The sequence below is a fragment of the Kribbella qitaiheensis genome, from assembly GCF_042657745.1.
Taxonomy (GTDB): domain Bacteria; phylum Actinomycetota; class Actinomycetes; order Propionibacteriales; family Kribbellaceae; genus Kribbella; species Kribbella qitaiheensis.
Genome location: NZ_JBHSKE010000019.1, coordinates 110,045 through 134,519, shown reverse-complemented (window position 1 = coordinate 134,519; position 24,475 = coordinate 110,045). Strand labels below are relative to the sequence as shown.

Here is a 24,475-nt window from a genome sequence, read left to right as displayed (position 1 = left end):
CCGGCACGCCCCCACACCCGTTCAGGTGCGTGGCGAGGACTCACCTTACGCGAACCACGCAACTGCCCGCTCACAGCCGCGGGCCCCGGTGGACAAAGTCCGGCCGGGGCCTCACGCGGAAGTTTGTGTTGACTTTTCGGCGCTGCTTTTGATTGAACAGCGCAGGGATGACCGGTGTGACGGCTGGGGATGGCAGGGCATCACCACCCGTCGATCGGTCAGGCTCTCAGACGGCCTTCTTCTTCAGCTTGCGGCGCTCCCGCTCCGACAGACCGCCCCAGATCCCGAAGCGTTCGTCGTTCTGCAGCGCGTACTCGAGGCATTCGCCCCGCACGTCGCAACCGAGGCAGACCTTCTTCGCCTCGCGGGTTGATCCGCCTTTCTCCGGGAAGAAAGCCTCTGGATCGGTCTGGGCGCACAGCGCCCTTTCCTGCCAGTTCGGCTCCTCCTCGATCGCCTCACCGTCGACAATCGCCATCAGCGTCTCTGTCACGGTACGACCTCCTCGACCCTGTTCGTTCCCCTGTACATGTGGTTTGCGGTCCACATGCCTGACCTCGTCCGTCCTGCGCTTGGCAACGGTCCCCGATACCGAGTGTCCTAACGAACGACACGGTTGAAATTACATTCCTGCAATCCACGAAAGTCAAGCCGTGGTCTGCTATTGGCCTCATCCGCAACACGGCTGCAAAAGAACGAGAGGCCTGTCTGCACAGGCCTCTCGTCGTCTTTCACAGCTCGCCGGACGTGATCAGAACCGCACCACGAGCTTTTCGCTTCCCGATCAGGAAGGCTGGGACCACCAACCCTGCTGGCCCGGCTGGCCTTGCTGCGGCTCGGAGTCGTCGTCCTTCGGAGTCTCCGGAACACGCGGTTCTACGCGGGTTTCGTCGACTGCTTCGGCATCGGCCTCGGGCTGGGCCTGGGGCTCGGGCGCTGCGGCCGGAGCGGCCTCTTCGCCCTGCCAGGCCTGGTCGCCCTGCTGCCAGCCCTGCTGCGTCCAGGCCTGCTCGCCCTGCGGCTCGGCGGCCGGCTGGGCCTGCTCGCCCTGCCACTCGGGCTGGGCCGCCTGCTGGCCGTACTGCTCCTGACCGGCCCACTGCTGGCCTGCGCCTGCGTCAGCGCCGCCCCACTGCTGCTCCTGCTGCGGCCACTGCTGGCCCTGGTCCTGGCCGGCCCACTGCTGCTGACCCTCGGGGCTCCACTGCTGCGTCGGCTCGGCACCGTGGCCCTCGGCGGACCAGACCTGCTCGGCCGGCTGCGTCTCGCCCTGCGGCTGCTGCGCTTCTGCATCGCCCGCGGACCAGGCCTGCTGCTGCTCACCCTGGTTCCAGCTCTGCTCCTGCGGCCACTGCTGCTCGCCGCCCTGCGCCGCGGCGTAACCGCCGACAGCGCCAGCACCTGCTCCGGCAGCAGCACCCGCGCCGTAAGCGCCGTACTGGCTCTGCTCGGGCTGGCCGTACTGCCCCTGGGCGCCGTACTGGCCGTACTGCTGGCCCTGCTGGGCGCCGTACTGACCCTGCTGCCCGTACTGCGCGCCGCCGTACTGGCCCTGACCGCCCTGGCCGCCCTGACCGGCGAACTGGCCGTGCGTGCCCGCCTTCGGTGCGCGGACCGGAGCAGGCAGTGCCTGGTAGGTCTTCAGGATGTACAGACCAGCCCCGCCGTACAGCGCGAGGCCGCCGAGGGCGTAGAGGAAGCCGACGATCTTGAGCCCGGCGGTACCCGTCTCGGAAAAGCCCGCGAAGGCGGTGATCAGCCCGAGCAGCACGACCAGACCGGTGATCGACAGTGCCACCAGGGTGACCGTGCGGGCGTTCGGGGTGCGCTCCCCGGCCTCGTTCACCAGCCAGACGGAGGCAACGAGCGAGATCAGCACCACCAGCGCGGTGAGTCCGGGCGGGGTGAGCGTGCCCTGCACGCCGCCGGCGGCAGCGGTGAAGCCTGCGCCACCGACGAACAGCCGGATCAGCGAGGCCAGGGCCACGAGGCCGGCAAAGGCGAGCAAGATGTACGCGACCGGCTCTCTGAGCTTCTTGGTTGCGTCGGTGACCACGAGGGCTCCTCGGGAATGTTGGGGGCCGTTCAACTGACAGTCCATGCACAATCGGACCCGGGCAGCATAGTCCCGGCGGTGGTCCGTTGCTTTGACGACTCGTGGAGACTGTTCCCATGCGATTGACAGTGCTTGCCGGTGGCATCGGCGGATCCACCTTCCTGCGCGGCCTGCTGAAGGCCCGGCCGGACGCCGAGATCACCGTGGTGGGGAACACCGCGGACGACATCACCCTGTTCGGCCTGCGGGTCTGCCCCGACCTCGACACGGTGATGTACACCCTCGGCGGCGGCATCTCGGCCGAGCGCGGCTGGGGTCGCGAGGACGAGACCTGGGTGATCAAGGAGGAGCTCGCGGCGTACGGCGTGGAGCCGACCTGGTTCGGCCTCGGCGACCGCGACATCGCCACCCACCTGGTCCGCACCCAGATGCTCGACGCCGGCTACGGCCTGGCCGCGGTCACCGAGGCGCTCTGTGCCCGGTGGAACCTGCCGGTGCGGCTGCTGCCGATGAGCGACGACCGGGTCGAAACGCACGTCGTGGTGGACGATCCGGAGCGGCCGGGCACCAAGAAGGCAATCCACTTCCAGGAGTACTGGGTCCGGCTGCACGCCGAGGTGACCGCGCACCAGATCGTCGCCGTGGGTTCGGAGAAGGCGAAACCGGCGCCCGGCGTCCTGGACGCCATCGCGGAGTGCGACGCGCTGCTGCTGCCGCCGTCGAATCCGGTGGTTTCCGTCGGCACGATCCTCGGCGTCCCCGGGATCCGGGACGCGGTCCGCGAGACGGCCGCACCGGTGATCGGCATCTCCCCCATCATCGGCACCGGCCCGGTCCGCGGGATGGCGGACAAGGTGCTCGCCGCGATCGGGGTGGAATCCACCGCCGCCGCGGTGGCGACGCACTACGGGGCCCGTGCCGCGGGCGGAGTACTGGACGGCTGGTTGATCGACACGTCCGACTCGGCGCAACTGGAGTCGATCGCCACGGCCGGGATCCATGCCCAGGCCGTGCCACTGTGGATGACCGACGACACGGCGACGGCCGCGATGGCCGATGCCGCGCTCACGCTGGCCGAGGCGGTCCGCCGGTGAGGAAGCACCTCGAGATCTTCCCGGTCACCGGCCTGCCCGAGATCGCCGCCGGGGCCGACCTGGCCGGCCTGATCGGCGACGCGGCCGACCTGCGCGACGGTGACGTGGTCTCGGTCACCTCGAAGATCGTCAGCAAGAACGAGGGCCGGCTGACCACCGGGACGCGCGACGAGGCGATCGACGCCGAGCTGGTCCGGGTCGTCGCCCAGCGCGGCGACACCCGGATCGTGCAGACGCGGCACGGCCTGGTGATGGCCGCCGCGGGCACGGACACCTCCAACACCTCGCCCGGCACGGTCCTGCTGCTCCCGGTCGACCCGGACCTGTCCGCCCGCACTCTCCGCACGGCCCTGAAGGACCGGTACGACGTGAACGTGGGCATCGTGATCACGGACACCCTCGGACGGCCCTGGCGAAACGGCCAGACCGACCTGGCCATCGGAGCCGCTGGAGTCCAGGTGATCGAGGATCTGCGTGGGACTACGGACAGTCATGGCAACGTGCTCGCGGTCACGGAACCAGCGCTGGCGGACGAGATGGCCTCGGCCAGCGAGCTCGTGAAGGGCAAGGCCGACGGCGTACCGGTCGCAGTACTGCGTGGGCTGTCCGATGCAGTACTGCCTGCTGGGGAGCACGGGAGCGGTGCTCGGGCGCTCGTGCGGGATGCGGAGCTGGACCTGTTCAGCCTGGGCACGCGGGAGGCGGCGCGGGCCGCAGTACTGCAGCGGCGGCCGCCAACCGGGCCTCGTGAGGTGGATCCAGCCCTGTGGGACGGCCTGCTGGTGGACGACGAGGACGTTCACATCGAGCTGCTGGACGGCTCTGTGGGCGTGTTCGGAGACGACGCGGTCGCGGTCGGAATGATCGCGGAGCGGCTCGCCGTGCTGCTGCATGCGGAGGGTTACGGCGTCACCGTCCGGACGGGACCGGGGAGTGAGGCAACGGTCACGTTCGGCTCACGGTCTCGTTAGCTTTCTAGGCAACTTCTCAGACAGCTTGCGTACACTGCAGGCGCACGGCGGCACGGGACCGCCGCAGACCCGGAAGATCAAATCACTGTGGGTAAGTCTCAGAAGCAGTCACGCCGCGAGCTGATCGAGAAGATGCAGAGGGACCAGGCCCGGTCCGACAAGCGCCGCACCTTGATCATCGTGGCCGCCTCCATCCTCGTCGGCCTCGCGATCATCGCCTACCCGGCGATCAAGCTGATCCAGGACTCCCGGACCCGGGACATGGCGATCAGCGAGCTCGGCGTCTCCGCCGCGGAGGCCTCCTGCGACAAGGCCACCGACGACAAGGCCACCGGCACCCAGGACCACCAGCCGGACGGAACCGTCATCGCCTACCCGGTGTCGCCGCCGTCCTCGGGTCCGCACTACGCCGTCTGGGCGCCGTTCGGGAAGAAGTTCTACACCTCCGACGACCGCCCGCCGGTGCCGAACCTGGTGCACAACCTGGAGCACGGCTACACGATCCTCTGGTACAACGAGGCGACCGCGAACAACGCCGACCAGGTGGCGCTGATCGAGAAGATCTCCAAGGCCCAACTGCCGGAGAGCTCGAACGGCAAGTTCATCGCCGCGCCGTTCAAGGAGTCCGACGGCCAGCAGCCCTGGCCGGCCGGCAAGAACATCGCCTTCTCGCACTGGAGCGGCAACGCCCAGGGCCAGACCACCGCGTTCGGCCACCGTCAGTTCTGCGGCTCGGTCAGCGGCGAGGCGCTCCAGCAGTTCATGGACAAGTACCCGGCGCTCGACGCCCAAGAGCCCAACGGCGGCTGATCCACCCCTTCCCGAACAACCGAAACCCCCGGATTCCCGTTGGATTCCGGGGGTTTCGTCGTTCTCCCGTCCAGCGACTTTGTGCACGCCCTGAGCACCCCGACGGCCGGCGAACGCTCAGGTGGTGCCCAAAGTGCGGGTCTCCCCCAGGCTGTCGCCGACCTTGTGCACGAGGTGAGTGGATCTCGGCTCCGCTGCCGCGCGAACGGTGCACAAAGTCCAGCGGGCGCGTGAGATCCGGCCGCGCCGGGCCCGGCGACCCGGGCCCAGTGGCTCGGTGGCCCGTCCGCCTGGGCCCGGTGGGTCTCTCTCGACTTTGTGCACGCCCCGAGCACCCCGACGGCCGGTGAACGCTCAGGCGGCGCCCAAAGTGCGGGGCTTCCCCCGGCTGTCGCCGACCTTGTGCACGAGGTGAGTGGATCCCGGCTCCGCTGCCGCGCGAACGGTGCACAAAGTCCAGCGGGCGGGTGAGATCCGGCCGCGCCGGGCCCGGCGACCCGGTGGCCCCGGCGACCCGCCCGGTGGCGTGGGCCTGGTGGGTGTCTCGACTTTGTGCACGCCCCGAGCAGCCCGACGGCCGGCCAACGCTCAGGCGGTGCCCAAAGTGCGGGTCTCCCCCGGCTGTCGCCGACCTTGTGCGCGTGTGGGGGCGGAGTGTGGGCGCGGTGGGTCAGACGTAGCGGTCGGCGTGGTCGGACTGGACGATCGCGACCAGGTCCTTGACCCGCTCGCCGTCGGCCAGGGGGCAGACCATGGTGACGTCGTGGGTGTGGACGATGATGTGACCGCGCAGGCCGACGGCGGCGATCAGGTGGTCGGGGTCGTCGGTGACGATCACGTTGTCGTGCGAGTCCAGCAGGCAGCTGAGCGCGGACCCGTCATGACGGTTGCCCTTGGCATCGACCTCGTAGGTGCCGGCGAGCGCGGCCCAGGAGCCGACGTCCAGCCAGTGCACCGGCATCGGCACGACGACGACGTCGGCGTCGACCTTGCCCTGCGAGGCGGGCTCCATCACCGCGTAGTCCACGCTGATCTTGCGCAGCGTCGGGTAGATCTCCGCCAGCGTCGCCTCGCGCTCCGGGGTGTCCCACACCGCGGCCACCTGACGCAACTGCGCGGCGGACTCCGGCAGCAGCGCGTCGAGCACGCTCAGCACAGTCTCGGCCCGCCAGACGAACATGCCCGAGTTCCACCAGAACCGTCCGGTGGCCAGGTACTCCTCGGCCGTCGCGCGGTCCGGCTTCTCCCGGAACCGGTCGACCACGAACGCCCCGGTGCCGTCGATCGCGTTGCCACGTTCGACGTACCCGAGTCCGGTGTGCGGGTGGGTGGGCTCGATCCCGAACGTCACCAGCGATCGGGGGCGCTGCTCGACCAACTCGAAGCCGCTCTCGATCGCGGCCCGGAACTCCGCCTCAGGCGTGATCAGGTGGTCCGATCCGACGATCGCGAGCACCGCGTCCGGGTCGTTGCGGGCGACCACCGCGGAAGCCAGGCCGACCGCGTTCGCGGTGTCCCGGCCGACCGGCTCGCCGATGAGGTTGTGCTCGCCGAGCTCCGGCAGTTCCTCGCGGACCAGGTCGGTGTGCGCGGCCACCGTGCAGACGTAGATGTTGGCCGGGTCGACCAGACCCTGCAGCCGGTTGTAGGCCACTCGCAGCAGCGAGTTGCCCGCCGCCAACGGCAGCACCTGCTTGGGTTTGTCGGCCCTGGACAGCGGCCACAGCCGCGTGCCCGAGCCACCGGCCAGGATCACCACGTTTCGCATGGGGAGGGAGCCTACCCGGCGTGACCACGTTCGGTCGCCAGGACGTACCAGTTGTGCGCTGGTACGACGGCCGGGTCCACCGGCTCCCCCGTACCTTCCGGCGCGACAGCGAGCTCGAAGCCATCCAGCTCCACGGGGAAACGGTGATCCTCGTCGCCGATGTTGAGCAGCACCAGCACCTGGTTGTCGCCCTCGCCCGAGCGCAGCGCGATCGCTTCGTTGGTGAGGTGTTCCACCGTTGTTCGCGCCCGCACCAGCCACGCGTTGCGACGCCGTACGCCGATCAGCCGCTGGTGCAACCGGTACGTCGGCCAACCGTCCTCGGCGAGCTCGTCCGGCCGGGCCGGGAAGACCGGGCGGATCGCATCGTCGCCACCGACGCGTTCCTCCTTCACACCGCGGAACGCCTGTTCGTCGCCGTAGTAGATGCTCGGGATTCCCGCGACCGCGAACAGAATCGCCAATGCGTGACCGAGGTGCCGCTCGTCCTCCAACTTCGAGGCGATCCGGGTGACGTCGTGGTTGCCGGCGAAGGTCTGCGGGACGAAGGTGTCGAGCAGTTCGTCGTGCCGCTTCAGCGCGTGGGCGAACTCGTAGAAGTTGCCGTCGTTCAGCGAGCTCCAGATCGCCTTCCACAGCTCGTACTGCGTGATCGAGTCGAGCCCGCTCTCCTGCGCATAGGCGGCGTAGTCGCCGTGGATCACCTCGCCGAAGAACCACGCCTCGGGGTACCGCGGCCCGACCTCGGCGAGCACCTGCCGCCAGAACACGGGCGGCACGGCGTACGCAGCGTCCAGCCGCCAGCCGTCGGCACCTCGCGCGAGCCAGTGACACATCACGTCCACCACGTGCTGCCGGACCTCGGGTTCGTCATGGTTGAGCACCACCAGATGCTCGTGCCCCTCGAACGTGTCGCCAGGCCGGAACCACCCGGGCGGTGCCTGGAAGCTCCGGCCCACATGGTTGAACACACCGTCCAGTACTACGCGCAGCCCCTTGCCGTGGGCGGCCGAGATCAGCCGGTCGAAGTCCTCGTCATCGCCCAGCCGCGGGTCGATGCGGAAGTAGTCGACCGTGTCGTAGCCGTGGGTCTCCGAGGCGAACACCGGTCCGAGCACGAGCCCGGAGCAGCCCAGCTCCACCACGTAGTCGAGCCAGCCCTCCAACCCGCCGAGCCGATGCGCAACCGGAGTACCGGGAGGCACAGCCGTCTTCTCGGCGCCCACGAACCCCAGCGGGTAGACGTGCCACCAGATGGCGTGCTCAACCCACGCTGTCATCCGCACTCCTCGCCTCGTCGGCGGGAACGTCACAGGCCACCGGATCGGGGATGAACTCCGCGCTACGCGGCGGCGGGAGGCGAAGGTGGGCGAGGTCCGGCGGCGCGGGCGTATCGGGCCGGAAGACCGAATCGGCCTCTCCGTCGATACCGGTCGCAGGAGCGTCCGTGAGCCGGAAGCGGTCGCGCAGACGGCCATAGAAGTCAGTGGGACGCAGGCGGACCAGGCGGAGCCTCCGGAGCGAGCCGTAGACGCCGATCCAGTCGCCTGGATCCAGCACTCCGCGCAACTGGCCGTCGATGCTCACTGCAGCCTGTCCCGAGTGCGGCAGCACCCGCAGCAGGACTGGCTCGTCCGGGGCCGCCACCACAGTCCGGTTGAAGGTCATGTGCGGAGCGACCGGTGTGAACACGACCGCCTCCATGTTCGGCGAGAGGATGGGACCACCCGCCGCGAAGCTGTACGCCGTACTGCCGGTCGGGGTGGCCACGATGACCGCGTCCGCGGAGTACGACGCAAGCAAGCGGCCGGCCAGGTAGACCCCGAGGCTCACCTGGTGGTCCCGGGCGAGCTTCTCGAGCACGACGTCGTTCAGCGCGTTCACGTCCAGGGCGACGCCCCAGCCGTCCCCCTCGACGCTTTCGGGCCGGACAGCGGGCGGCGGGAGTGCCGGGCCGTGGCCGTAGCGCAGGAACGCGTCGATGCCGCTCGGGATCTCCAGCGGCCGGGAGGCGCGCATGGTGAGCGTCATCCGCTCCTCGATGGTGGCGCTGCCGTGGTGGACGGCCTCTAGCGCCTCCTCGACGTCGCTGCAGGCCACCTCGGTCAGGAAGCCCACCTTGCCGAGGTCGACACCCAGCACGGCCGCGTCGTTCTTGGCCGCGATCCGGGCACCACGCAGGAAGGTGCCGTCGCCGCCGAGCGTGACGACGAGATCCGGGTTGCCCGCGTGCTTCATCTCGGCCATCCCACCGCGACGATGCTTCTGGTCCTTCCACACGTCGATGTCGGTGCAACGGATGTCGTGCCGCTTGCACCACTCGCGGACCACCTCGGCGGCCCGGACCGCCAGCGGGCGACCCTGATGAACGACTAGACCGAGACGACTGACAGGCACAGGCTGCTCCTCGCAAGTGGTGTTCGCCATCCACGGTAGAACGCGCGGACAGGATCGCCACGCGCGGCCGACATTTCCCCGGCACCGTGAAGCATCGTCGGCCAGGGGTCCGGGGTCACTCCGCGTCTGCCGACCGGCGCTTGACGGCGGCGGTGATGATCGGGTCGGTCTCGTCGTCGAACTCGCCGATCACCTCCTCGAGCAGGTCCTCGAGGGCGACCACGCCGACGGGCTTGTCGCCGTCCTGGACGACGGCCAGCTGAGCGCGACGCTCCCGCATGATCCGGATCGCCGCCGCCACCGGCGTCTCGGCGGGCAGCCGCAACGGCTCGGTCATCAGGTCCGCCGCATGGAGGGTGTGACCGCCGCCGGTCGTCGCGCGGCCCGCGTCGCGGACGTGCACGATCCCGCAGATCGCAGTACCGGTGCTGACCACCGCGAGCCGCGAGCGGCCTTCGCGGACGCTGGCCAGTTCCACCTCACGAGCTGTGGCCGAGTCCGGCACCGTGACGAGCTGGGCGGTCGGCGTCATCACCTGGGCGACCGTGGTGTTCTGCAAGGCGAGCATCGCGGTGAGCAGATCGTGCTCGGCGGCCTCGAGAGTGCCGTGCTCACGCGACGACTCGATCAGCAGCCGCAGTTCCTCCGGGCCGTGCGCGTTCGCCAGCTCGTTCTGGGGTGTCACCTTGAGGATCCGCAGGCACAGGTTCGCCATACCGTTGAGCACGATCAGCAGCGGGCGGAAGACGGTGGTGAAGGCGCGGAACGGCAGCGCCAGCAACAACGCGGACCGCTCCGGGTCGCTGATCGCCCACGACTTGGGCGCCATCTCGCCGAGCAGAACGTGCAGCAGGCCGATCCCGCCGACCGCGATGATCAGCGAGATCACGTGCCCGACGCCGTCCGGCAGCCCGATCAGCTCGAACAGCGGGTGCAGCAGGTGCGCCACGGCAGGTTCGGCCAGGGATCCGAGACCAAGGGTGCAGAGGGTGATCCCGAGCTGGGCGCCCGCGAGCATCAGCGACAGCTCGCTGACCCCGGCGATCGCGGCCCGGGCGGACCGGCTGCCCTGAGCGGCGGCCTGTTCGAGGCGGTGCCGCTTGGACGCGACCAGGGCGAACTCGGCCGAGACGAAGAACCCGTTGAGGATCAACAGCAGCAGGGAGATCAGCAGCGCGACGGTGGTACTCATGACAGCCGCTCCAGCCGGACCAGGCCGGGCACCCGCCGTACGACGGTCTCCACTGTCAGCTTGACCCGCTCAGTCGGGACCGGGCGCCCGTCGTGGTCGAACCGCCGCGGCAGCTGGACCACCACCTGGTCGTCGACCACCGGGATCCGCCCGAGCCGGGCCATCACCAGGCCGGACACCGTGTCGTAGTCCTCGTCGTCCGGCAGCGTGGTCCCCAGCGCCTCCTCCACCTGGTCGATCCGCCAGCGGGCCGGGAAGGTCCAGCTGCCGTCCGGGTTCCGGAGCAGGTCCGGCTCCGGCAGGTCGTCCTCGTCGTGGATCTCCCCGACCAGTTCCTCGGCGATGTCCTCCAGCGTCACGATCCCGGCGAACCCGCCGAACTCGTCCAGCACGATCCCCAGCTGTCGGTGCGCAGTACGGAGCTGTTCCAGTACTACGGGGAGCGGCAGGGTGAACGGGACGAGCACGGGTGCCGAGGCCAGTGAACCGACCGTGACGTGGTGCCGGTCCGCGGGTTCGACCTCGACGACATCGCTGACCGCGACCACCCCGACGACCTCGTCGACCGACGCGGCGGTCACCGGGAACCGGCTGTGCCCGGTGTCGAGCAGTTCGACCACCCGGCTCAGCGGCTCGTCCTCGTGCACGGTGACCACGTCGACTCGCGGCACCATCACCTCGCCCGCAATCCGGTCGCGGAAGTCCAGCCCGCGATCCAGCAGCCGGGTGGTGTCCTGGTCCAGCAGGCCCTGCTCGAAGGAGGTGGCGATGATCCGGTCCAGGTCCTGCGCGGTGGCGCCCTGGGGAAGTTCCTCCACCGGCTCGATGCCGACCCGGCGCAGGATCCGGTTGGAGGCCGAGTCGAACACGTGGATCAGCGGGCCGGCGATGGTCAGGTACATCAGGGTGGACCGGGACAGCCTCAGCGCGATCGCCTCGGCGCGGGCGATCGCCAGGTTCTTCGGCGCCAGTTCGCCGAACACCATCTGGATGATCGTTGCCAGCAACAACGCCAGAATCACCGACACGGACAGGCTGACGCTCCGCGGCAGACCCGCAGTACCGAGCAGGTCCTCCAGCCCAGCGCCGAGGTACGGCTGGGCGACGTACCCGGCAAGGAGGGCGGTGACGGTGATCCCGATCTGGGCGCCGGACAGCACGAAGGACAGCCGCGAGGTCACCTTCAGGGCCCGCTCGGCCGCGCTGTCACCCGCCTCGGCCAGCGCCTGCAGCCGGTTCCGGTCGACGGCGACGTAGGAGAACTCCTGAGCCACGAAGTAGCCGGTGGCAACGGTCAACGCCAGGATCAGCAGCAGGCCGATCAGGATCAACATGAACCGACTTTACGAGAACTCCGGCTACCGGGGCACTGCGGGGTGCCAGGGCAGAACCTTGCCGTCGCGGATCAGTTCGCCATAGGTGGTCGGGTCGACGTGGTCGGCGAGGAGAAGGTCGAGGATCGGCTGTACGGCGTCCTCGGGGGTGCGGGCCTGACTGAAGTCGTCGAACCACGGGCGAGAGGCGCGGGTGTCGACGAGCCCCGGGCAGACCGAGGCGATCAGGGTGTCCTGCGGGAGGTCAGCGGAGCGGCGCTCGGCGGCTACTGCGCGTACTGCAGCCACCTGGCCGACCTTGGAGGGCACGTTGATCCAGTGCGGCCAGCCTTGCTCCTCGGCAGTGCCCTGGTGGATCGCCTGTCGCCAGTCCTCGATGGCCCGCTCGACTTGCTCCAGGGTGACGCCGTCGAAGAACGGGTGCAGTTTCGGGTCTAGGTGATCGAGCGTGCCAAGGGAACTCGCCACCACGATCAACCTGCCGCCGGGCCGGAGTACGGGAGCGAAGGAGCGCAGTACGGCGTGGGTGCCTCCGTTGGCGACGGCGATGAACTCGTCGGCCTGCTCGGCCTGCGGGCGGTCCGGGGTCAGCGGGCCGATGGCGTTGGAGACGACGAGGTCGACGCCGCCGTACGCGTCCTGAAGGTCTTTGGCGAGGATGGCGATCGCGTCGGCGTCGGTGACGTCGAGGACGCGGCCCTCAACCTTCGCGACGCCGTCGATCCGCTGGACGGCTTGGGCCACCCGCTCGGGATTGCGGCCGGTCAGCAAGACCAGGTCGTCGGGGTTCAGCCGGGCGGCCAGGCCGGCCACCAGGGCGAAGCCGATGCCCTGGTTGGCCCCTGTCACCAGGGCGATGCGTTGAGCTGTCATGCGGCCAGGCTAGGAACGCCTCCTCCATGACACCAACGAGACTTGGGCACAGCTAGTATGCGTAAACGTCATGGACTTCTCCGACGTCTCCCTGGTCGCCCTGCGGGTCTTCCGCGAGGTCTCCGAGCGCGGCACCTTCACCGCGGCGGCGACCTCCCTGGGCTACACCCAGTCCGCGGTGTCGCGGCAGATCGCGTCGATCGAGCGGGCCGCCGGTGCCTCGTTGCTGGAGCGCCGCCGCGACCGCGTCCGCCTCACCACCGCAGGACAGGTCGTACTGCGGAACGCGGCGCGCGTGCTCGACCAGATCGACGCGACCACCCGTGAGCTGGCCGGGTTGCCGGCGGAAGGTGGCACCGTGCGGCTCGGCTGGTTCCCCAGCGCGGGCGCGGTGCTGTTGCCGCGGGCAATCGCCGCGCTGCGCCGGTCGCAACCGGCGATCCGGGTGGTCAGCCGGGAGGGTTCCACGCCGTCGCTAGTGCGGGCTTTGCGAGCCGGGACCGTGGATCTGGCACTGCTCGCCTCGGCGCCACCCTTCCGGCCGCTGGATGCGGAGTCGCCCGCGCTGGAACTGGAGACGCTGACCGAGAGATCACTGATGCTTGCGGTGCCGACCGGTCATCCACTGGCCGCGGGTGACTCGGTGGACGTGGCCGAACTGCGGGGCCATCGCTGGATTGCCGGACCGGCCGCCGGCGAGGACACGCTGATGGGGGTCTGGCCGGGGCTCGACGAACGGCCGGAGGTCGCCCACACCGCGCGCGACTGGCTGGCGAAGCTGCACCTGGTCGCGGCCGGAGCCGGCCTGACTACCGTGTCGGCGTCACTCGCCGGTGCCGCGCCGCCCGGTGTCCGGATCATCGCCGTCCACGGCGGGCCCCAGGAGCTGCGGCGCATCATCCTGGCCCGGCTGCCCGGCCGGCTGCCCGACGCCGCCGCCCACCTCGCCGACGCCCTCCGCACCGCTATGTGAGCTTTGCACGGCGGGCAGGTTGCCGGTGGCCGGCTCCTTGGTCGGGTCCGTGTCCTCGCCGCTGGTGATCTTGCGGTACTCGACCAGGGCGCGGGCGGCGTTGCGGGTCAGGTCCGGCAGTTTGTTCGCGCCGAACAGCACGACCACGACGGCCAGCAGGATGATCCATTCGCCGCCCTCGGGCAGCGCCAGCTGTGACACCATCTCGATCCTTCTCTCCGGAGTCCCCAACCAAGATACGTCGGTGCCCGAACGTAGGGTTGCGGCGTGACCGGAACCCTGCCCGACCTGTTCACCGCCGCGGTCCGCCGCGACGGCGCGAACCCCTTCCTGACGTACTACGACGACACGTCCGGCGAGCGGATCGAGCTCAGCGCGGTAACCACCGCCAACTGGGTCGCGAAAACCGCCAACCTGCTCGTCGACGAGTACGACCTGGAGTCCGGCGAGACCGTCGCGATCGGCCTGCCGCCGCATTGGCTGGGCGTGGTCTGGGCGCTGTCCGCGTGGTCCGCCGGAGCGGACGTGACCACCGGCGAGGGTTCGTTGGCGATCACCGGGCCCGACTTCGGCGTCCGTGGCTCGCGCGAGACGATCGCGTCCGCGCTGCTACCCCTCGGCGGCCGATTCCGCGAGCCGTTGCCCGACGGCGTGCACGACTACGGCGCCGAGGTCTACAACCACCCGGACCTGTTTGTCCCCTTCGATCCGCCCACGCCCGGCTCTCCGGCGTACGACGAGAAGACGCACGCCGAGGTGATCGAGGCAGCGACGCCGATCACCGACCGGGTGCTCACCAACGTCGACCTGGTCTCGCCCGACGGCCTCGGCACGCTCGTCGGCGTGATCGCCGGTGGTGGTTCGATCGTGCTCTGCCGGAACCTGGACCCGGCCAAACTGGACCGGCGAATCGCCGACGAGAAGGTCGACCGAGTACTGGAGGAGAGCTGATGCAGCGGTTCGAGGGGAAGGTCGCGCTGGTCACGGCGGGAGCCCAGGGCATCGGTCTGGCCGTGGCGCGGCGGATCGCGGCCGAGGGTGGATCCGTGGTCGTCACCGACTTGCAGGAGGACAAGATTGCGGCCGTGGCCGAGGGGATCGGCGCTGACCGAGCCCTCGCGGTCAAGGTCGACGTGACGTCCCGGGATGACGTCGTCGCGGCGGTCGCGGCGGCTGTCGAGCGGTTCGGCCGGCTCGACGTACTGGTGAACAACGCGGGCGGCTGCATCGTCAGCACCGTGCCCGAGGACACCACGGACGAGGAGTGGCACAGCCAGCTCGACCTCACCCTGATCGGCGCTGCGCGCTGCATCCAGGCCTCGCTCCCGCACCTGGTGAAGACCCGCGGCAACGTCGTCACCATCAGCTCGGTCAACGGTGTGGCCGCCTTCGGCAACATCGAGTACGCCGCCGCCAAGGCCGGTCAGATCGTCATGTCGCAGAACTTCGCCGCGCGGTACGGCCCTCTTGGGGTGCGCTTCAACGTCGTTGCCCCCGGCACCGTCCGGACCCCGAACTGGGACAACCAGCCGGGCACGCTGGAGAGGTTCAAGACCATGTACCCGCTCGGCCGGGTCGGCGAGCCCGAGGACATCGCGGCCGCGGTCGCCTTCCTCGCCTCCGACGACGCCGCCTGGATCACCGGCCACACCCTCCCAGTAGAAGGCGGCATCCTCACCGGCCCCGGCCTCTTCGACCTAACCACCTCGGGCCCAGCCCGCAAGGAGTACTAAGCCGCCCGCACTGAACGGCGGACACGTCAGGCAGGTGACTGCCCACGGGAGCTCCACGAGAGGATGTCGAGGATCCGCACCTGGCTGAGCCCGGTACCAATGCTGCTGAGCTCCTCGAACACATCCGGTTGCGTCAGGAGGTCGCGTTGGATGGCCTTGGTGATCAGCGTCAGGTACTCGGCCCATGAACGCTTGCTGGCAAACGGCACGAGATCTCCCCCGAGGTAGCAGGCTCGGACCCACATGTCATGCAGCACCAGACACTGCGGAGCCTTTCGGTGCAGGATCTTCGAGAGCTTGGTCCCGCCGACACCCGGCAGGCGCTCCTCGTCCAGCACCGCGTAGAGCGGCCCGACCGCATCGCGGACTTCATCGTCGTCGAGTTCGACCAGAGTCCGATTCAGCGCGGGGTGCTGGAGCGCGTCCTCGAGCCGCCGCCGAACAGCCTGGAGAGCATAGAAGGAGCGGATCGAGATGCTGACGTTCAGCAGGACCGGTGCCAGCAGATCCGCATCCGACAGGTGGTGCGGGTCGTTGGTGTCCTGCTCGTAGCGGTCGTAGGCGGGGTAGGCGTACGGCTTCTTCTTGCTCTTGTTGTTGGTCTCGTCCGTGTAGGTCTTCACCCAGGCCGTCGCCTCTGCCAGCGAGATCTTGATGTTTCCTACAGTGACCACAGGCTCCTGGCTCATGGTCGGGGACAGTAGCCCAGGTGGCGCCTATCGTTCGGGAGGTGGAGATCGACGGTGGAGTTGCTGCCAACTACGACGAACTGCCGTTGTGGTCGGCGGCGTTTGGGCAGCTGCTGTTGGAGCAGGTGCCGTTGCGGCGGGGGCAGACGATCGTTGACGTCGGGGCGGGGACTGGGTTTCTGACAGTGGAGCTCGCGCAGCGGAGTGGGGCTGGGCGGGTGGTTGCGGTCGATCCCTGGGCTGATGCGATGGAGGTGTTGCGGCGCAAGGTCGAGGTCCTGAAGTTGAGCAATGTCGAAGTGCGGGTTGCGGATGCGTCCGAGCTCGACCTTGCCGACGGGTCGGTGGATGTCGTGGTCTCCAACCTCGGCATCAACAACTTCGACAACGCCGAGGCCGTACTGCGGGAGTGCCATCGTGTACTGCGGCCAGGTGGCCGGCTGTTGATCAGCACCAACCTCGTCGGGCACATGGCCGAGTTCTACGACGTCTTCGCCGAGGTGCTCGACCGGCTCGGCCAGGATCGCAAGCCCTTGGACGAGCACGTCAACCATCGCGCCACCGTCGCCGGAACCCTTGCTCTGTTGGAAGCAGCCGGATTCACCGCGACGGTTGCGGACCGGGACTCCTTCACCCTGCGGTACGTCGACGGCACGGCACTCTTCGACCACTACTTCATCCGGCTCGGGTTCCTCGAAGGCTGGCAGGCGGTCGCGGGCGACGAAGTACTGGCTGCAGTCGAGGAAGAGCTCAACCGGCGAGGCGAGGTGACTCTCACGGTTCCCGCGGCCTGCTTCGAGGGCGTCAAACCCTGAAGCAGGTTCAGGGTTTCTTCGGCCAGGCTTCCCACGCGGTGGCGAACATCTCGTCGACGGTGTGGGTGTTCTTCCACTCCAGATCGCGGGCGGCGAGTTCGCCGGAGGCGACGACGCGGGAGGGATCGCCCGGCCGACGCGGGCCCTCGGTCGGGGTGAAGTCGATGCCGGTGACGCGGCGGGCGGCGTCCATGATCTCGCGGACCGACGTGCCCGTCCCGCTGCCGAGGTTGTAGACCCGGTCGAGCGTCTTGCCCGAGTCGAGGGCACGCGCGGCGGCCACGTGCGCCCGGGCCAGGTCGGCCACGTGCACGTAGTCCTTGACCGAAGTACCGTCCGGCGTCGGGTGGTCCGTGCCGTAGATCTGCGGCACCTTGCCCTGACTCAACAGGTCGCACACGATCGGGAAGAGGTTGTACGGGCTGGCGTCGTAGACCGTCGGGTCACCCGAGCCGACCACGTTGAAGTAGCGCAGCGAGGTGTGGTTCAGCTGGCCCTCTCGCGACTCGAGCGCCTTCGCCTGGTCCGCGAGGAGCCACTCGCCGATGAGCTTCGTCTCGCCGTACGGGCTCTGCGGGTTCGGCCTGGTCCGCTCGGTGACCACCTCGTCCTCGGGAGTGCCGTAGACGCCGGCGCTGGAGGAGAAGACGATGTTGCGCACACCGGTGTCGGCCATCGCGGTGAGCAGCGAGACCATCGCGGTGACGTTCTGCGTGTAGGTGTGCATGGGCTCCTCGACCGAGACTCCGGCGTACTTGTAGCCGGCCAGGTGCACGACGCCGCTGACGCCTTCCAGCGCCCTGCGGGTGGCCTCACCGTTGAGCAGGTTCGCCTCGATGAACGGCACGCCCTCGACGAGGAACTCGGCCTTGCCGCTGGACAGGTCGTCGATCACGACGACGTCGATCCCGTCCGCGAGGAACGCGCGCACCACGTGCGAACCGATGTATCCCGCCCCGCCAGTCACCAGCCATGTCATACCCAGATGCTCCCATCGACCCGGTTCGGCGTTGGTGCCGCCCTTACTGTCATCTAACCACATAAACGATCAGATTCACACATAAACACTCATCCAGCTACCGTGCACAGCCGGGTTCCGAGCCGGAAGGAAAGGCGTGGTCTGCACTTAGGATGCGCGGATGATCGGACTAGTCCTCGCCGCGGGTGCCGGCCGCCGCCTCCGCCCGTACACCGACACGCTGCCGAAGGCGCTGGTCCCGATCGACTCGACCACGACCGTGCTCGACCTGACGCTGGCGAACTACGCCGAGGTCGGCATCACCGACGTCGCGATCGTGGTCGGGTACGCCGCGGACGCGATCGCGGCCCGGGTGAACGGCTTCCAGGACCGGTACGGCGTGACGCTGGAGCTGGTGCCGAACGACAAGGCCCTGACCTGGAACAACGCGTACTCCCTCTGGTGCGCCCGCGACCTGCTGAGCCAGGGGGTGATGCTGGCCAACGGCGACACCCTGCACCCGGCCTCGGTCCAGCGGACGCTGCTCGACGCGCGCGGCAAGGACCGGCGGATCATCCTCGCCCTCGACACCGAGAAGTCGCTCGCCGACGAGGAGATGAAGGTGATCTGGACGGCGGAGAAGGGCGTTCGCACCATCACCAAACTGATGGATCCGGCCGAGGCCACGGGTGAGTACATCGGCGTCACCCTGATCGAGCCGGGTGTCGCGGTCGCCCTGACGGAAGCGCTGAAGCTCACTTGGCAACGAGATCCCAACCTGTACTACGAAGACGGCTACCAGGTGCTCGTCGACCAGGGCCTCCGGATCGATGTCGCCCCGATCGGCAAGGTCGACTGGGTCGAGATCGACAACCACGACGACCTCGTCCGGGCCCGCGAGATCGTCTGCCCCTCCTAACCTGGATCGAGCGCGTTCAACGATTCTGCACGGACCGCGCCACCTGCCGTCACCCCTGAGGGAACCGTTCTGGAGGACCTGTGAACCGAGCGCCAGTGGACCGTCACCTGGACTGGCCGGACTGCCGCAACGCCCGCGATCTCGGTGGGCTGCCGACCACCGACGGCCGGGTGATCCGGACCGGCGCCCTGATCCGCTCGGACTGTCTGCAGTTCCTGACGCCCGAAGGTGTCGACATCGTCCGGAAGGCCGGAGTGAGCCGGGTCGTCGATCTTCGGTCGGAGGCCGAGGTCACCAGCTTCCCGACGCCCTTCACGGCTGACCCGATCGGGATGCACGTACCGGTCCAGGACCCCGCCAACCCCGGCGACCAGACCACGATCGTCGGCGTCTGCATCGACATGCTCGACCAGCGCCCGGAGTACTTCGCGGCCGCGGTCCTCGCGATCGCGGAGGCCCCCGAGGGCGCGGTGGTCGTGCACTGCTACGGCGGCAAGGACCGGACCGGCATGGTGGTCGCCCTCGCGCTGGCGGCGGCCGGAGTACCGGAGGACGAGATCGTCGCCGACTACGCCCTCACCCAGGCCCGCCTGGCCCCGATGCTCGCCGAACAACTCGCCGCCGAACCCGACGAGTCCCTCCACCCCGAAATGATCGAGTTCCGCGACACCCGCCCCGCCTCCCTCACCGCCATCCTCCGCCACCTGGATACGCAGTACGGCGGCCCCGTCGCCTACCTCCACCACGGCGGCCTCACCAAAACCCAACTCGACGCCCTGAAGACCCGCCTCACCACCTGACGTCGCCGGCGGCCGTCCACGGGATGGAATGGGGCCTCGGAGTGCCCGGGGAAAGTTAGGTTTGCCTATCTACTTACTTGACTTTAACTGGGGGCCGGGACGATGAGCGTGACCGACGAACTGCATGCCAATGCCGAGCGGTATGCCGAGGGCTTCGACAAGGGGGACCTGCCGCTTCCGCCCGGGAAGCAGGTGGCCGTGGTTGCCTACATGGACGCGCGGCTGAACCCGTACGGACTGCTGGGGCTGAGCGAGGGCGACGCGCACGTGATCCGCAACGCCGAGACCGGGCTCAAGCCGGACTGGTCGGCGGAGGCGTTCTCCGACCTCGACGCCGACGTCCGGCAGCCGCTCCAGCGGATCGCCGCCGATCCCTTGATCCCGGTCAAGGACTCGGTCCCGCGGATTCGTCTACGAGGTCGAGACCGGACGGCTGCGCGAGGTCAAGAACTGACAGTGACCACCACGCCGCCCCGACAGTAGGGCGACACAGAGGCTGCCGGTGTGAAACGGGTAGGTGGTGGCCAGTAGATTGGCCCGCATGTCAACCGCCGCCGACCCGGCCGGGACCGCTGAGCTGGCGGCGATGGCCGAGCGACACGGGTTGTCCAGGAGCTCAGCACGACCGGAGCTCCCGGGCTACCTCCGCGAACTGTGGGGCCGCCGCCAGTTCATCGTCAGCTATGCCCGGGCGCGCACCTACGCGATGTACGCCGGTGCGCGGCTGGGGTCTGTCTGGCAGGTCCTCACCCCGTTACTGAACGCAGCGGTGTACTACCTGGCCTTCGGGGTGCTGCTGGGCACCAAGAACGGCATCCCCAACTACCCCGCGTTCCTGATCTGCGGCATGTTCGTGTTCACCTACACGCAGCGCTCGATGACCGAGGGTTCCCGAGCGATTTCGCTGAACATGTCGCTGATCCGCACCCTGCACTTCCCGCGCGCCACCCTGCCGCTGGCGTACGTGGTGAACGAACTGAACCAGATGGCCGTCTCGATGGGCATCCTGTTCGTGCTGGTCGGATTCACCGACGGGGTGTCCTGGAAGTGGTTCCTGGTCATCCCGGCGCTGGCACTGCAGACGATGTTCAACATCGGGATGACGCTGATCTTCGCCCGGATCGGCACCTTCGTCTCCGACATCAGCCAGTTGCTCCCGTTCGTCACCCGGACCTGGCTGTACGCCTCGGGCATCTTCTTCTCGATCCCCGACAAGCTGGCCGCGCTGGATGCGCCGCCCTGGGTGATCAACCTGCTGGCGCTGAACCCCATCACGGCGTACATCGACATCGTCCGGCGGGCGCTGCTCGACGAGCACGAGCAGCACCAACTGCCGTACGCCTGGCCGATCGCGGCCGGGTGGGCCGTGATCGCGCTGGTCGGCGGCTTCATCTACTTCTGGCGCGCTGAGGACAGGTACGGCCGTGGCTGAAGAAGCAGTGCCGACGGTCATCGCCGACGGCGTCAACATCATCTACAAAGTGATCGCGGGCCAGGGCGGCAAGGGCACCGCGGCGACCGCGTTCCGCCGGATCCTGAAACGCCAGGACCGCCCGACCATCCGCGAGGTGCACGCGGTCAAGAACGTCACCTTCACGGCGTACAAGGGCGACGCGATCGGCGTGATCGGCCGCAACGGCTCCGGCAAGTCGACCCTGCTCCGGGCGATCGCCGGTCTGCTGCCGCCCGCCTCCGGCGCGATCTACACCGGCGGCCAGCCGTCCCTGCTCGGCGTCAACGCGGCAATGATGAACGACCTCACCGGCGACCGGAACGTCGTACTGGGCTGCCTGGCGATGGGGATGTCCCCGGACGAGATCGAGCAGCGGTACGACGAGATCGTCGAGTTCTCCGGGATCGGCGAGTTCATCGACCTGCCGATGTCGACCTACTCCTCCGGCATGTCCGCCCGGCTCAAGTTCGCGATCGCCTCCGCCAAGACCCACGACATCCTCCTCGTCGACGAGGCCCTGGCCACCGGCGACGCCGAGTTCCGCGTCCGCTCCGAACAGAAGATCAAGGACCTCCGCACCGAAGCCGGCACCGTCTTCCTGGTCAGCCACAGCCTCGACGTAGTCCTGGACACCTGCAACCGAGCCATCTGGCTCGACAAAGGCGTCCTCCGCATGGACGGCGAGGTCCGCGAGGTAGTCAGCGCCTACAACCGCGAGGCAACGGCAGCCCGCTAGTACTACGCCCCGCCGCGCGGCTCCCCCACTCCGCGGCGGCTCCGCCGTCGCCCGCTTGACCCGCCCCAGGACGAGGTTTGGTGGTGCTCAGTTCGCCGAGTCGTGGATCGGTGCGCGGGAAACCGCTTGCTGCAGCCCCGAATCCACGAATGAGTGCTCGCTCACCCCTCTGCAGGGGGTCCGGAGGTGGCAGGTGTGGGGACCTCGGACACCTTGTGGGGGGTGGGGCCACCAAGACGGGACCTTGGACACGTTATTGCTTGTCCGAGGTCCCCATTCCTTGTGCGAGGTCCCCACTTCTTGTCCGCGGTCCCTGCTCGGTGTCCGGGGTCGCCACTCGTGGCTGGCGGACGCCAGCGCGACCGGAGTACCGCGTCCTCAGACAGCGGTGGCGGGTGGGGCTGTGGTGGCGGGTGGGGCGGGGCGTTCTTGGAGGCCGATCAGGAAGCCCAGGCCCCAGGAGACGTGCATGGTGGCGCAGACCAGGGGGAGCCAGAAGAGGGCTTTCCAGGGCAGGTAGCGGCCTTCCATGGCTGAGCCGACCAGGAGGAGCAGGGCGTAGCCGAGGGGCGCCAGGAAGCCGATGTCGAGCCAGCTGATGCCGGTGGCCAGGCCGATGATGCCCAGGATCGTGCCGAGGGCGAGGAGGATGACCGCGACCGGCGGGGCCAGGTAGCGCTTGTTGGCGGTCTCGGGGTGCCGGCGGATCACCTCGCGGCGCCACTGGCCGGTGTGGAAGAACTGCTTCGCGACGTCCTGCAGGGACGACCGCGGCCGGTAGGTGACGGACAGGTCGGGGCTGAACCAGATGAGCCCGCCGGTCTTGCGGATCCGGTAGTTGAGCTCCCAGTCCTGGGCCCGGTGCATCGTCTCGTCGAAGCCGCCGACGCGCTCGAGCGCGGCCCGGCGGAAGACGCCGAGGTACACGGTGTCGGCCGGTCCGGCCTTGCCGCCCTGGTGGAAGGTCGAGGCGCCCAGCCCGAGCCGGGACCGGTACGCGCAGGCGACCGCCATCTCGATCGGGGTGCGTCCCTCGGCCGCCATCACGCCGCCGACGTTGTCCGCGCCGCTCTCGTGCAGTACCTCGACCGCCCGGGTGATGTAGCCCTGCGTCAGCACACCGTGCCCGTCGACCCGTACGACGATGTCGTGCCGGGCGTGCGCGATCCCGGTGTTCAAGCCGGACGGCGTCTTGCCGGACGGGTTCGGCACGATCGTGATCCGCTTGTCGGCCTCGGCCAGGCGGTCCGCGATCTCCTGGGTCCGGTCCTTGCTCGGACCGATCGCCAGCACCACTTCCAGCTCGCCGGGGTACTCCTGGTCGAGGACGCGGCCGACCGCCTCTTCGAGGTGGCGTTCCTCGTTCAGCACCGGCATCACGACGGACACGGGGGGCCAAGGGGACAAGGACATGTTCAGGTCAGGCCTTACAGATCGAAGCGACGTCGTCGACGTCGTTGCCGGGTTTGGACGGGGTGCTGCTGGTCTTGCCGGGGTTGGCCGAGGTGCTCGGCTTCTTCACCGGAGTACTACTCGGGGTGTTCGGGTTCTTACCGTCTCCGTCATCGGCCGCCTTGTCCAGCGCTTCGGACTTTCCGATCGCCTCGGTCACCTTGCTCCGGATCAGCTCGAAGTCGGGGTTGCCGGTGCGGATCAGCGGTGGGACCGCGGAGAAGCTTGACACCGGCAGCTTCTTCGCGTCCAGCGCGAGATCCGTGAAGGTGCCCAGTTCACCCGACGGGATGTCGGTGTTGACGACCTTCTTGCTCGCCTTCGCGATGCCCTGGAACTTGGTCAGCACCTTCTGCGGCGACAGCTGGTTCAGCATCGCCGTCATCACGCACTTCTGCCGGGTCATCCGCTCGTAGTCTGTCGCACCGGCCCGCGACCGCGCGAACCAGAGGGCGTGATAGCCGTCCAGATGCTGGTTCTTGCCGGTCTCGATGTACCCCTTGATGGGCGAGCCGATGCCGCCGATCGGGACGCGCTTGCCGACGTCCAGGGTGATCCCGCCGACCGCGTTCAGCAGGTCGCGGAAGCCGGCCAGGTCGATCAGCACGTGGTAGTTGACCTTCAGCCCCGTGATCGCCTCGACCGCCTGCTTGGTCGCGGTCACGCCGGGGTTCGGGTCGCCGGGGAACAGCTGCTTGTGTCCGTCGGCGTAGGTGTAGACGCCGTTCAGCAGGCAGTTCTCGGCGCAGTCCGCCCACTTGAAGCCGTCCGGGAACTGCTTGGCCATCGGGGTGCCGTCCGGGAACGGCACCTTGGCCATGTTCCGCGGCAGGCCGATCAGCACGGTCCGGCCGGTGTCCGCGTCAACGCTGGCCAGCGTGATGCTGTCCGGCCGGGTGCCGATCCGGTCCGTGCCGGAGTCGCCGCCGAGCAGCAACACGTTGTAGCGGCCCTTGTCCGCCTCGGACTTCTTCCCGTTGCCGAACACGCTGGCGACGAAGTCCCGCTGGGAGGCGACGATCGTGCTGCCCCAGATCAACGCGCCGACGACCACGAAGACCAGGACGCCGTCCAGGATGCTCGCGGTGAGCCGGTGCTTGCGCTCCAGCGTCAGCGGACGACCGAGCCGGTAGGCGTCGATGAACAGCGCGGCCCAGCCGATCGCGAGCACGATCAAGGCGATCTGGATGAACCGCAGGGTCTTCGGCGAGACCATCAGGTTGATCGCGCCGGCCCGCCAGATCAGCGAGAGCAGGATCACGAAGACGACGATCGCGACGATGCCGGCGATCACCCGCCAGGCCCACCGGCCGGTGCGCTTGCTGCCGGCCGCGATCTGCGCGGATCCGGGCAGCACCAGGGTCATCAGCAGCAGCGTCAGCGCTCGCTTGAACCGAACCGGCTCGCTGAGGTTGCGCAGGTCTGGCTTCTCCTGCGGCATGACGTCCTTCC

At 68.8% G+C, this 24,475-nt stretch carries 24 protein-coding genes and 1 pseudogene; 12 read left to right on the top strand and 13 right to left on the bottom strand.

Translation table 11 applies throughout. The features are described 5' to 3' along the window. Positions 1-226: 226 nt before the first annotated feature. On the bottom strand, positions 227-478 hold the full coding sequence (locus ACFPJ1_RS16695) for a WhiB family transcriptional regulator (protein WP_020389877.1): 252 nt from the start codon (positions 476-478) through the stop codon (positions 227-229). A gap of 306 nt (positions 479-784) precedes the next feature. Further along, positions 785-2,056 (bottom strand): hypothetical protein, encoded by a 1,272-nt coding sequence (locus ACFPJ1_RS16690; protein ID WP_380104768.1) that lies wholly within the window; start codon positions 2,054-2,056, stop codon positions 785-787. 116 nt (positions 2,057-2,172) lie between these two features. On the opposite strand from ACFPJ1_RS16690, the gene cofD reads away from it, so the two are divergent. From cofD to ACFPJ1_RS16675, 3 genes are all read left to right on the top strand, one after another. After that, positions 2,173-3,150, top strand: a complete 978-nt coding sequence (gene cofD / locus ACFPJ1_RS16685; protein ID WP_132187080.1) for a 2-phospho-L-lactate transferase — start codon at positions 2,173-2,175, stop codon at positions 3,148-3,150. Further along, positions 3,147-4,121 (top strand): coenzyme F420-0:L-glutamate ligase, encoded by a 975-nt coding sequence (locus ACFPJ1_RS16680; protein WP_380104765.1) that lies wholly within the window; start codon positions 3,147-3,149, stop codon positions 4,119-4,121. Before cofD ends, ACFPJ1_RS16680 begins: the two co-directional genes overlap by 4 nt. A gap of 87 nt (positions 4,122-4,208) precedes the next feature. Next, positions 4,209-4,931: a DUF3105 domain-containing protein gene (locus tag ACFPJ1_RS16675; protein ID WP_380104763.1), complete on the top strand. Its 723-nt coding sequence runs from the start codon at positions 4,209-4,211 to the stop codon at positions 4,929-4,931. 670 nt (positions 4,932-5,601) lie between these two features. On the opposite strand, the gene ACFPJ1_RS16670 is transcribed toward ACFPJ1_RS16675, so the two are convergent. The 6 genes from ACFPJ1_RS16670 to ACFPJ1_RS16645 all read right to left on the bottom strand — a co-directional run bounded on the left by ACFPJ1_RS16670 (position 5,602) and on the right by ACFPJ1_RS16645 (position 12,495). Beyond that, positions 5,602-6,699 carry a mannose-1-phosphate guanylyltransferase gene (locus ACFPJ1_RS16670; RefSeq protein ID WP_380104761.1) on the bottom strand — a complete coding sequence of 366 codons (1,098 nt, stop codon included), beginning with the start codon at positions 6,697-6,699 and terminating at the stop codon, positions 5,602-5,604. A gap of 11 nt (positions 6,700-6,710) precedes the next feature. Continuing rightward, positions 6,711-7,979 carry an alpha-amylase family protein gene (locus ACFPJ1_RS16665; protein ID WP_380104759.1) on the bottom strand — a complete coding sequence of 423 codons (1,269 nt, stop codon included), beginning with the start codon at positions 7,977-7,979 and terminating at the stop codon, positions 6,711-6,713. Further along, positions 7,963-9,096 carry an NAD(+)/NADH kinase gene (locus tag ACFPJ1_RS16660; RefSeq protein WP_380104757.1) on the bottom strand — a complete coding sequence of 378 codons (1,134 nt, stop codon included), beginning with the start codon at positions 9,094-9,096 and terminating at the stop codon, positions 7,963-7,965. The genes ACFPJ1_RS16665 and ACFPJ1_RS16660 overlap by 17 nt, the downstream gene beginning before the upstream one ends. A gap of 115 nt (positions 9,097-9,211) precedes the next feature. Further along, positions 9,212-10,288 (bottom strand): hemolysin family protein, encoded by a 1,077-nt coding sequence (locus ACFPJ1_RS16655; RefSeq protein ID WP_380104755.1) that lies wholly within the window; start codon positions 10,286-10,288, stop codon positions 9,212-9,214. Next, entirely contained in the window at positions 10,285-11,622 is a 1,338-nt protein-coding gene (locus tag ACFPJ1_RS16650) for a hemolysin family protein (protein ID WP_380104753.1), read from the bottom strand. Before ACFPJ1_RS16650 ends, ACFPJ1_RS16655 begins: the two co-directional genes overlap by 4 nt. A gap of 24 nt (positions 11,623-11,646) precedes the next feature. Beyond that, positions 11,647-12,495, bottom strand: coding sequence for an SDR family NAD(P)-dependent oxidoreductase (locus ACFPJ1_RS16645; RefSeq protein WP_380104751.1), 849 nt, complete (start codon positions 12,493-12,495; stop codon positions 11,647-11,649). A 70-nt stretch (positions 12,496-12,565) separates the two neighbouring features. Between ACFPJ1_RS16645 and ACFPJ1_RS16640 the strand changes: the two genes are divergently transcribed. Next, positions 12,566-13,468 carry a LysR family transcriptional regulator gene (locus ACFPJ1_RS16640; RefSeq protein WP_380104749.1) on the top strand — a complete coding sequence of 301 codons (903 nt, stop codon included), beginning with the start codon at positions 12,566-12,568 and terminating at the stop codon, positions 13,466-13,468. A gap of 72 nt (positions 13,469-13,540) precedes the next feature. Here the strand turns inward: ACFPJ1_RS16640 and ACFPJ1_RS16635 are convergent. Beyond that, positions 13,541-13,672: pseudogene (locus ACFPJ1_RS16635) on the bottom strand (twin-arginine translocase TatA/TatE family subunit); the annotation flags it as partial. A 63-nt stretch (positions 13,673-13,735) separates the two neighbouring features. On the opposite strand from ACFPJ1_RS16635, the gene ACFPJ1_RS16630 reads away from it, so the two are divergent. Next, positions 13,736-14,419, top strand: a complete 684-nt coding sequence (locus ACFPJ1_RS16630) for a TIGR03089 family protein (protein WP_380104747.1) — start codon at positions 13,736-13,738, stop codon at positions 14,417-14,419. Next, a complete protein-coding gene (locus tag ACFPJ1_RS16625; protein WP_380104745.1) occupies positions 14,419-15,201 on the top strand; it encodes an SDR family NAD(P)-dependent oxidoreductase in 783 nt (260 codons plus the stop codon). The genes ACFPJ1_RS16630 and ACFPJ1_RS16625 overlap by 1 nt, the downstream gene beginning before the upstream one ends. A gap of 26 nt (positions 15,202-15,227) precedes the next feature. Here ACFPJ1_RS16625 and ACFPJ1_RS16620 read toward each other — a convergent pair whose 3' ends face one another. Continuing rightward, complete coding sequence (locus ACFPJ1_RS16620; RefSeq protein ID WP_380104743.1) at positions 15,228-15,890, bottom strand: DUF6308 family protein; 663 nt, start codon at positions 15,888-15,890, stop codon at positions 15,228-15,230. A gap of 41 nt (positions 15,891-15,931) precedes the next feature. Here ACFPJ1_RS16620 and ACFPJ1_RS16615 point away from each other — a divergent pair, with 41 nt between their 5' ends. Further along, positions 15,932-16,705, top strand: coding sequence for a class I SAM-dependent methyltransferase (locus tag ACFPJ1_RS16615; protein ID WP_380104741.1), 774 nt, complete (start codon positions 15,932-15,934; stop codon positions 16,703-16,705). Positions 16,706-16,712: 7 nt separating this feature from the next. Here the strand turns inward: ACFPJ1_RS16615 and galE are convergent, their stop codons facing one another. Continuing rightward, complete coding sequence (gene galE / locus ACFPJ1_RS16610; RefSeq protein ID WP_380104739.1) at positions 16,713-17,684, bottom strand: UDP-glucose 4-epimerase GalE; 972 nt, start codon at positions 17,682-17,684, stop codon at positions 16,713-16,715. Positions 17,685-17,844: 160 nt separating this feature from the next. Here galE and ACFPJ1_RS16605 point away from each other — a divergent pair, with 160 nt between their 5' ends. The 5 genes from ACFPJ1_RS16605 (at position 17,845) to ACFPJ1_RS16585 (ending at position 21,571) form a co-directional block, all read left to right on the top strand. Then, positions 17,845-18,582: a phosphocholine cytidylyltransferase family protein gene (locus ACFPJ1_RS16605; protein ID WP_380104737.1), complete on the top strand. Its 738-nt coding sequence runs from the start codon at positions 17,845-17,847 to the stop codon at positions 18,580-18,582. Positions 18,583-18,662: 80 nt separating this feature from the next. Continuing rightward, positions 18,663-19,382 carry a tyrosine-protein phosphatase gene (locus tag ACFPJ1_RS16600; RefSeq protein WP_380104735.1) on the top strand — a complete coding sequence of 240 codons (720 nt, stop codon included), beginning with the start codon at positions 18,663-18,665 and terminating at the stop codon, positions 19,380-19,382. 102 nt (positions 19,383-19,484) lie between these two features. Then, positions 19,485-19,865, top strand: a complete 381-nt coding sequence (locus tag ACFPJ1_RS16595; RefSeq protein ID WP_380104733.1) for a carbonic anhydrase — start codon at positions 19,485-19,487, stop codon at positions 19,863-19,865. Between the two features lie 58 nt (positions 19,866-19,923). Further along, positions 19,924-20,814 carry an ABC transporter permease gene (locus ACFPJ1_RS16590; protein WP_380104731.1) on the top strand — a complete coding sequence of 297 codons (891 nt, stop codon included), beginning with the start codon at positions 19,924-19,926 and terminating at the stop codon, positions 20,812-20,814. Further along, positions 20,807-21,571, top strand: coding sequence for an ABC transporter ATP-binding protein (locus ACFPJ1_RS16585; RefSeq protein WP_380104729.1), 765 nt, complete (start codon positions 20,807-20,809; stop codon positions 21,569-21,571). The genes ACFPJ1_RS16590 and ACFPJ1_RS16585 overlap by 8 nt, the downstream gene beginning before the upstream one ends. A 378-nt stretch (positions 21,572-21,949) precedes the next feature. On the opposite strand, the gene ACFPJ1_RS16580 is transcribed toward ACFPJ1_RS16585, so the two are convergent. Both ACFPJ1_RS16580 and ACFPJ1_RS16575 read right to left on the bottom strand, forming a co-directional pair. Next, entirely contained in the window at positions 21,950-22,984 is a 1,035-nt protein-coding gene (locus ACFPJ1_RS16580) for a glycosyltransferase family 2 protein (protein ID WP_380104727.1), read from the bottom strand. Positions 22,985-22,991: 7 nt separating this feature from the next. After that, the gene (locus ACFPJ1_RS16575) at positions 22,992-24,464 is read right to left on the bottom strand and encodes an LCP family protein (protein WP_380104725.1); all 1,473 of its coding nucleotides are present in this window, start codon (positions 24,462-24,464) and stop codon (positions 22,992-22,994) included. Positions 24,465-24,475 lie beyond the last annotated feature (11 nt).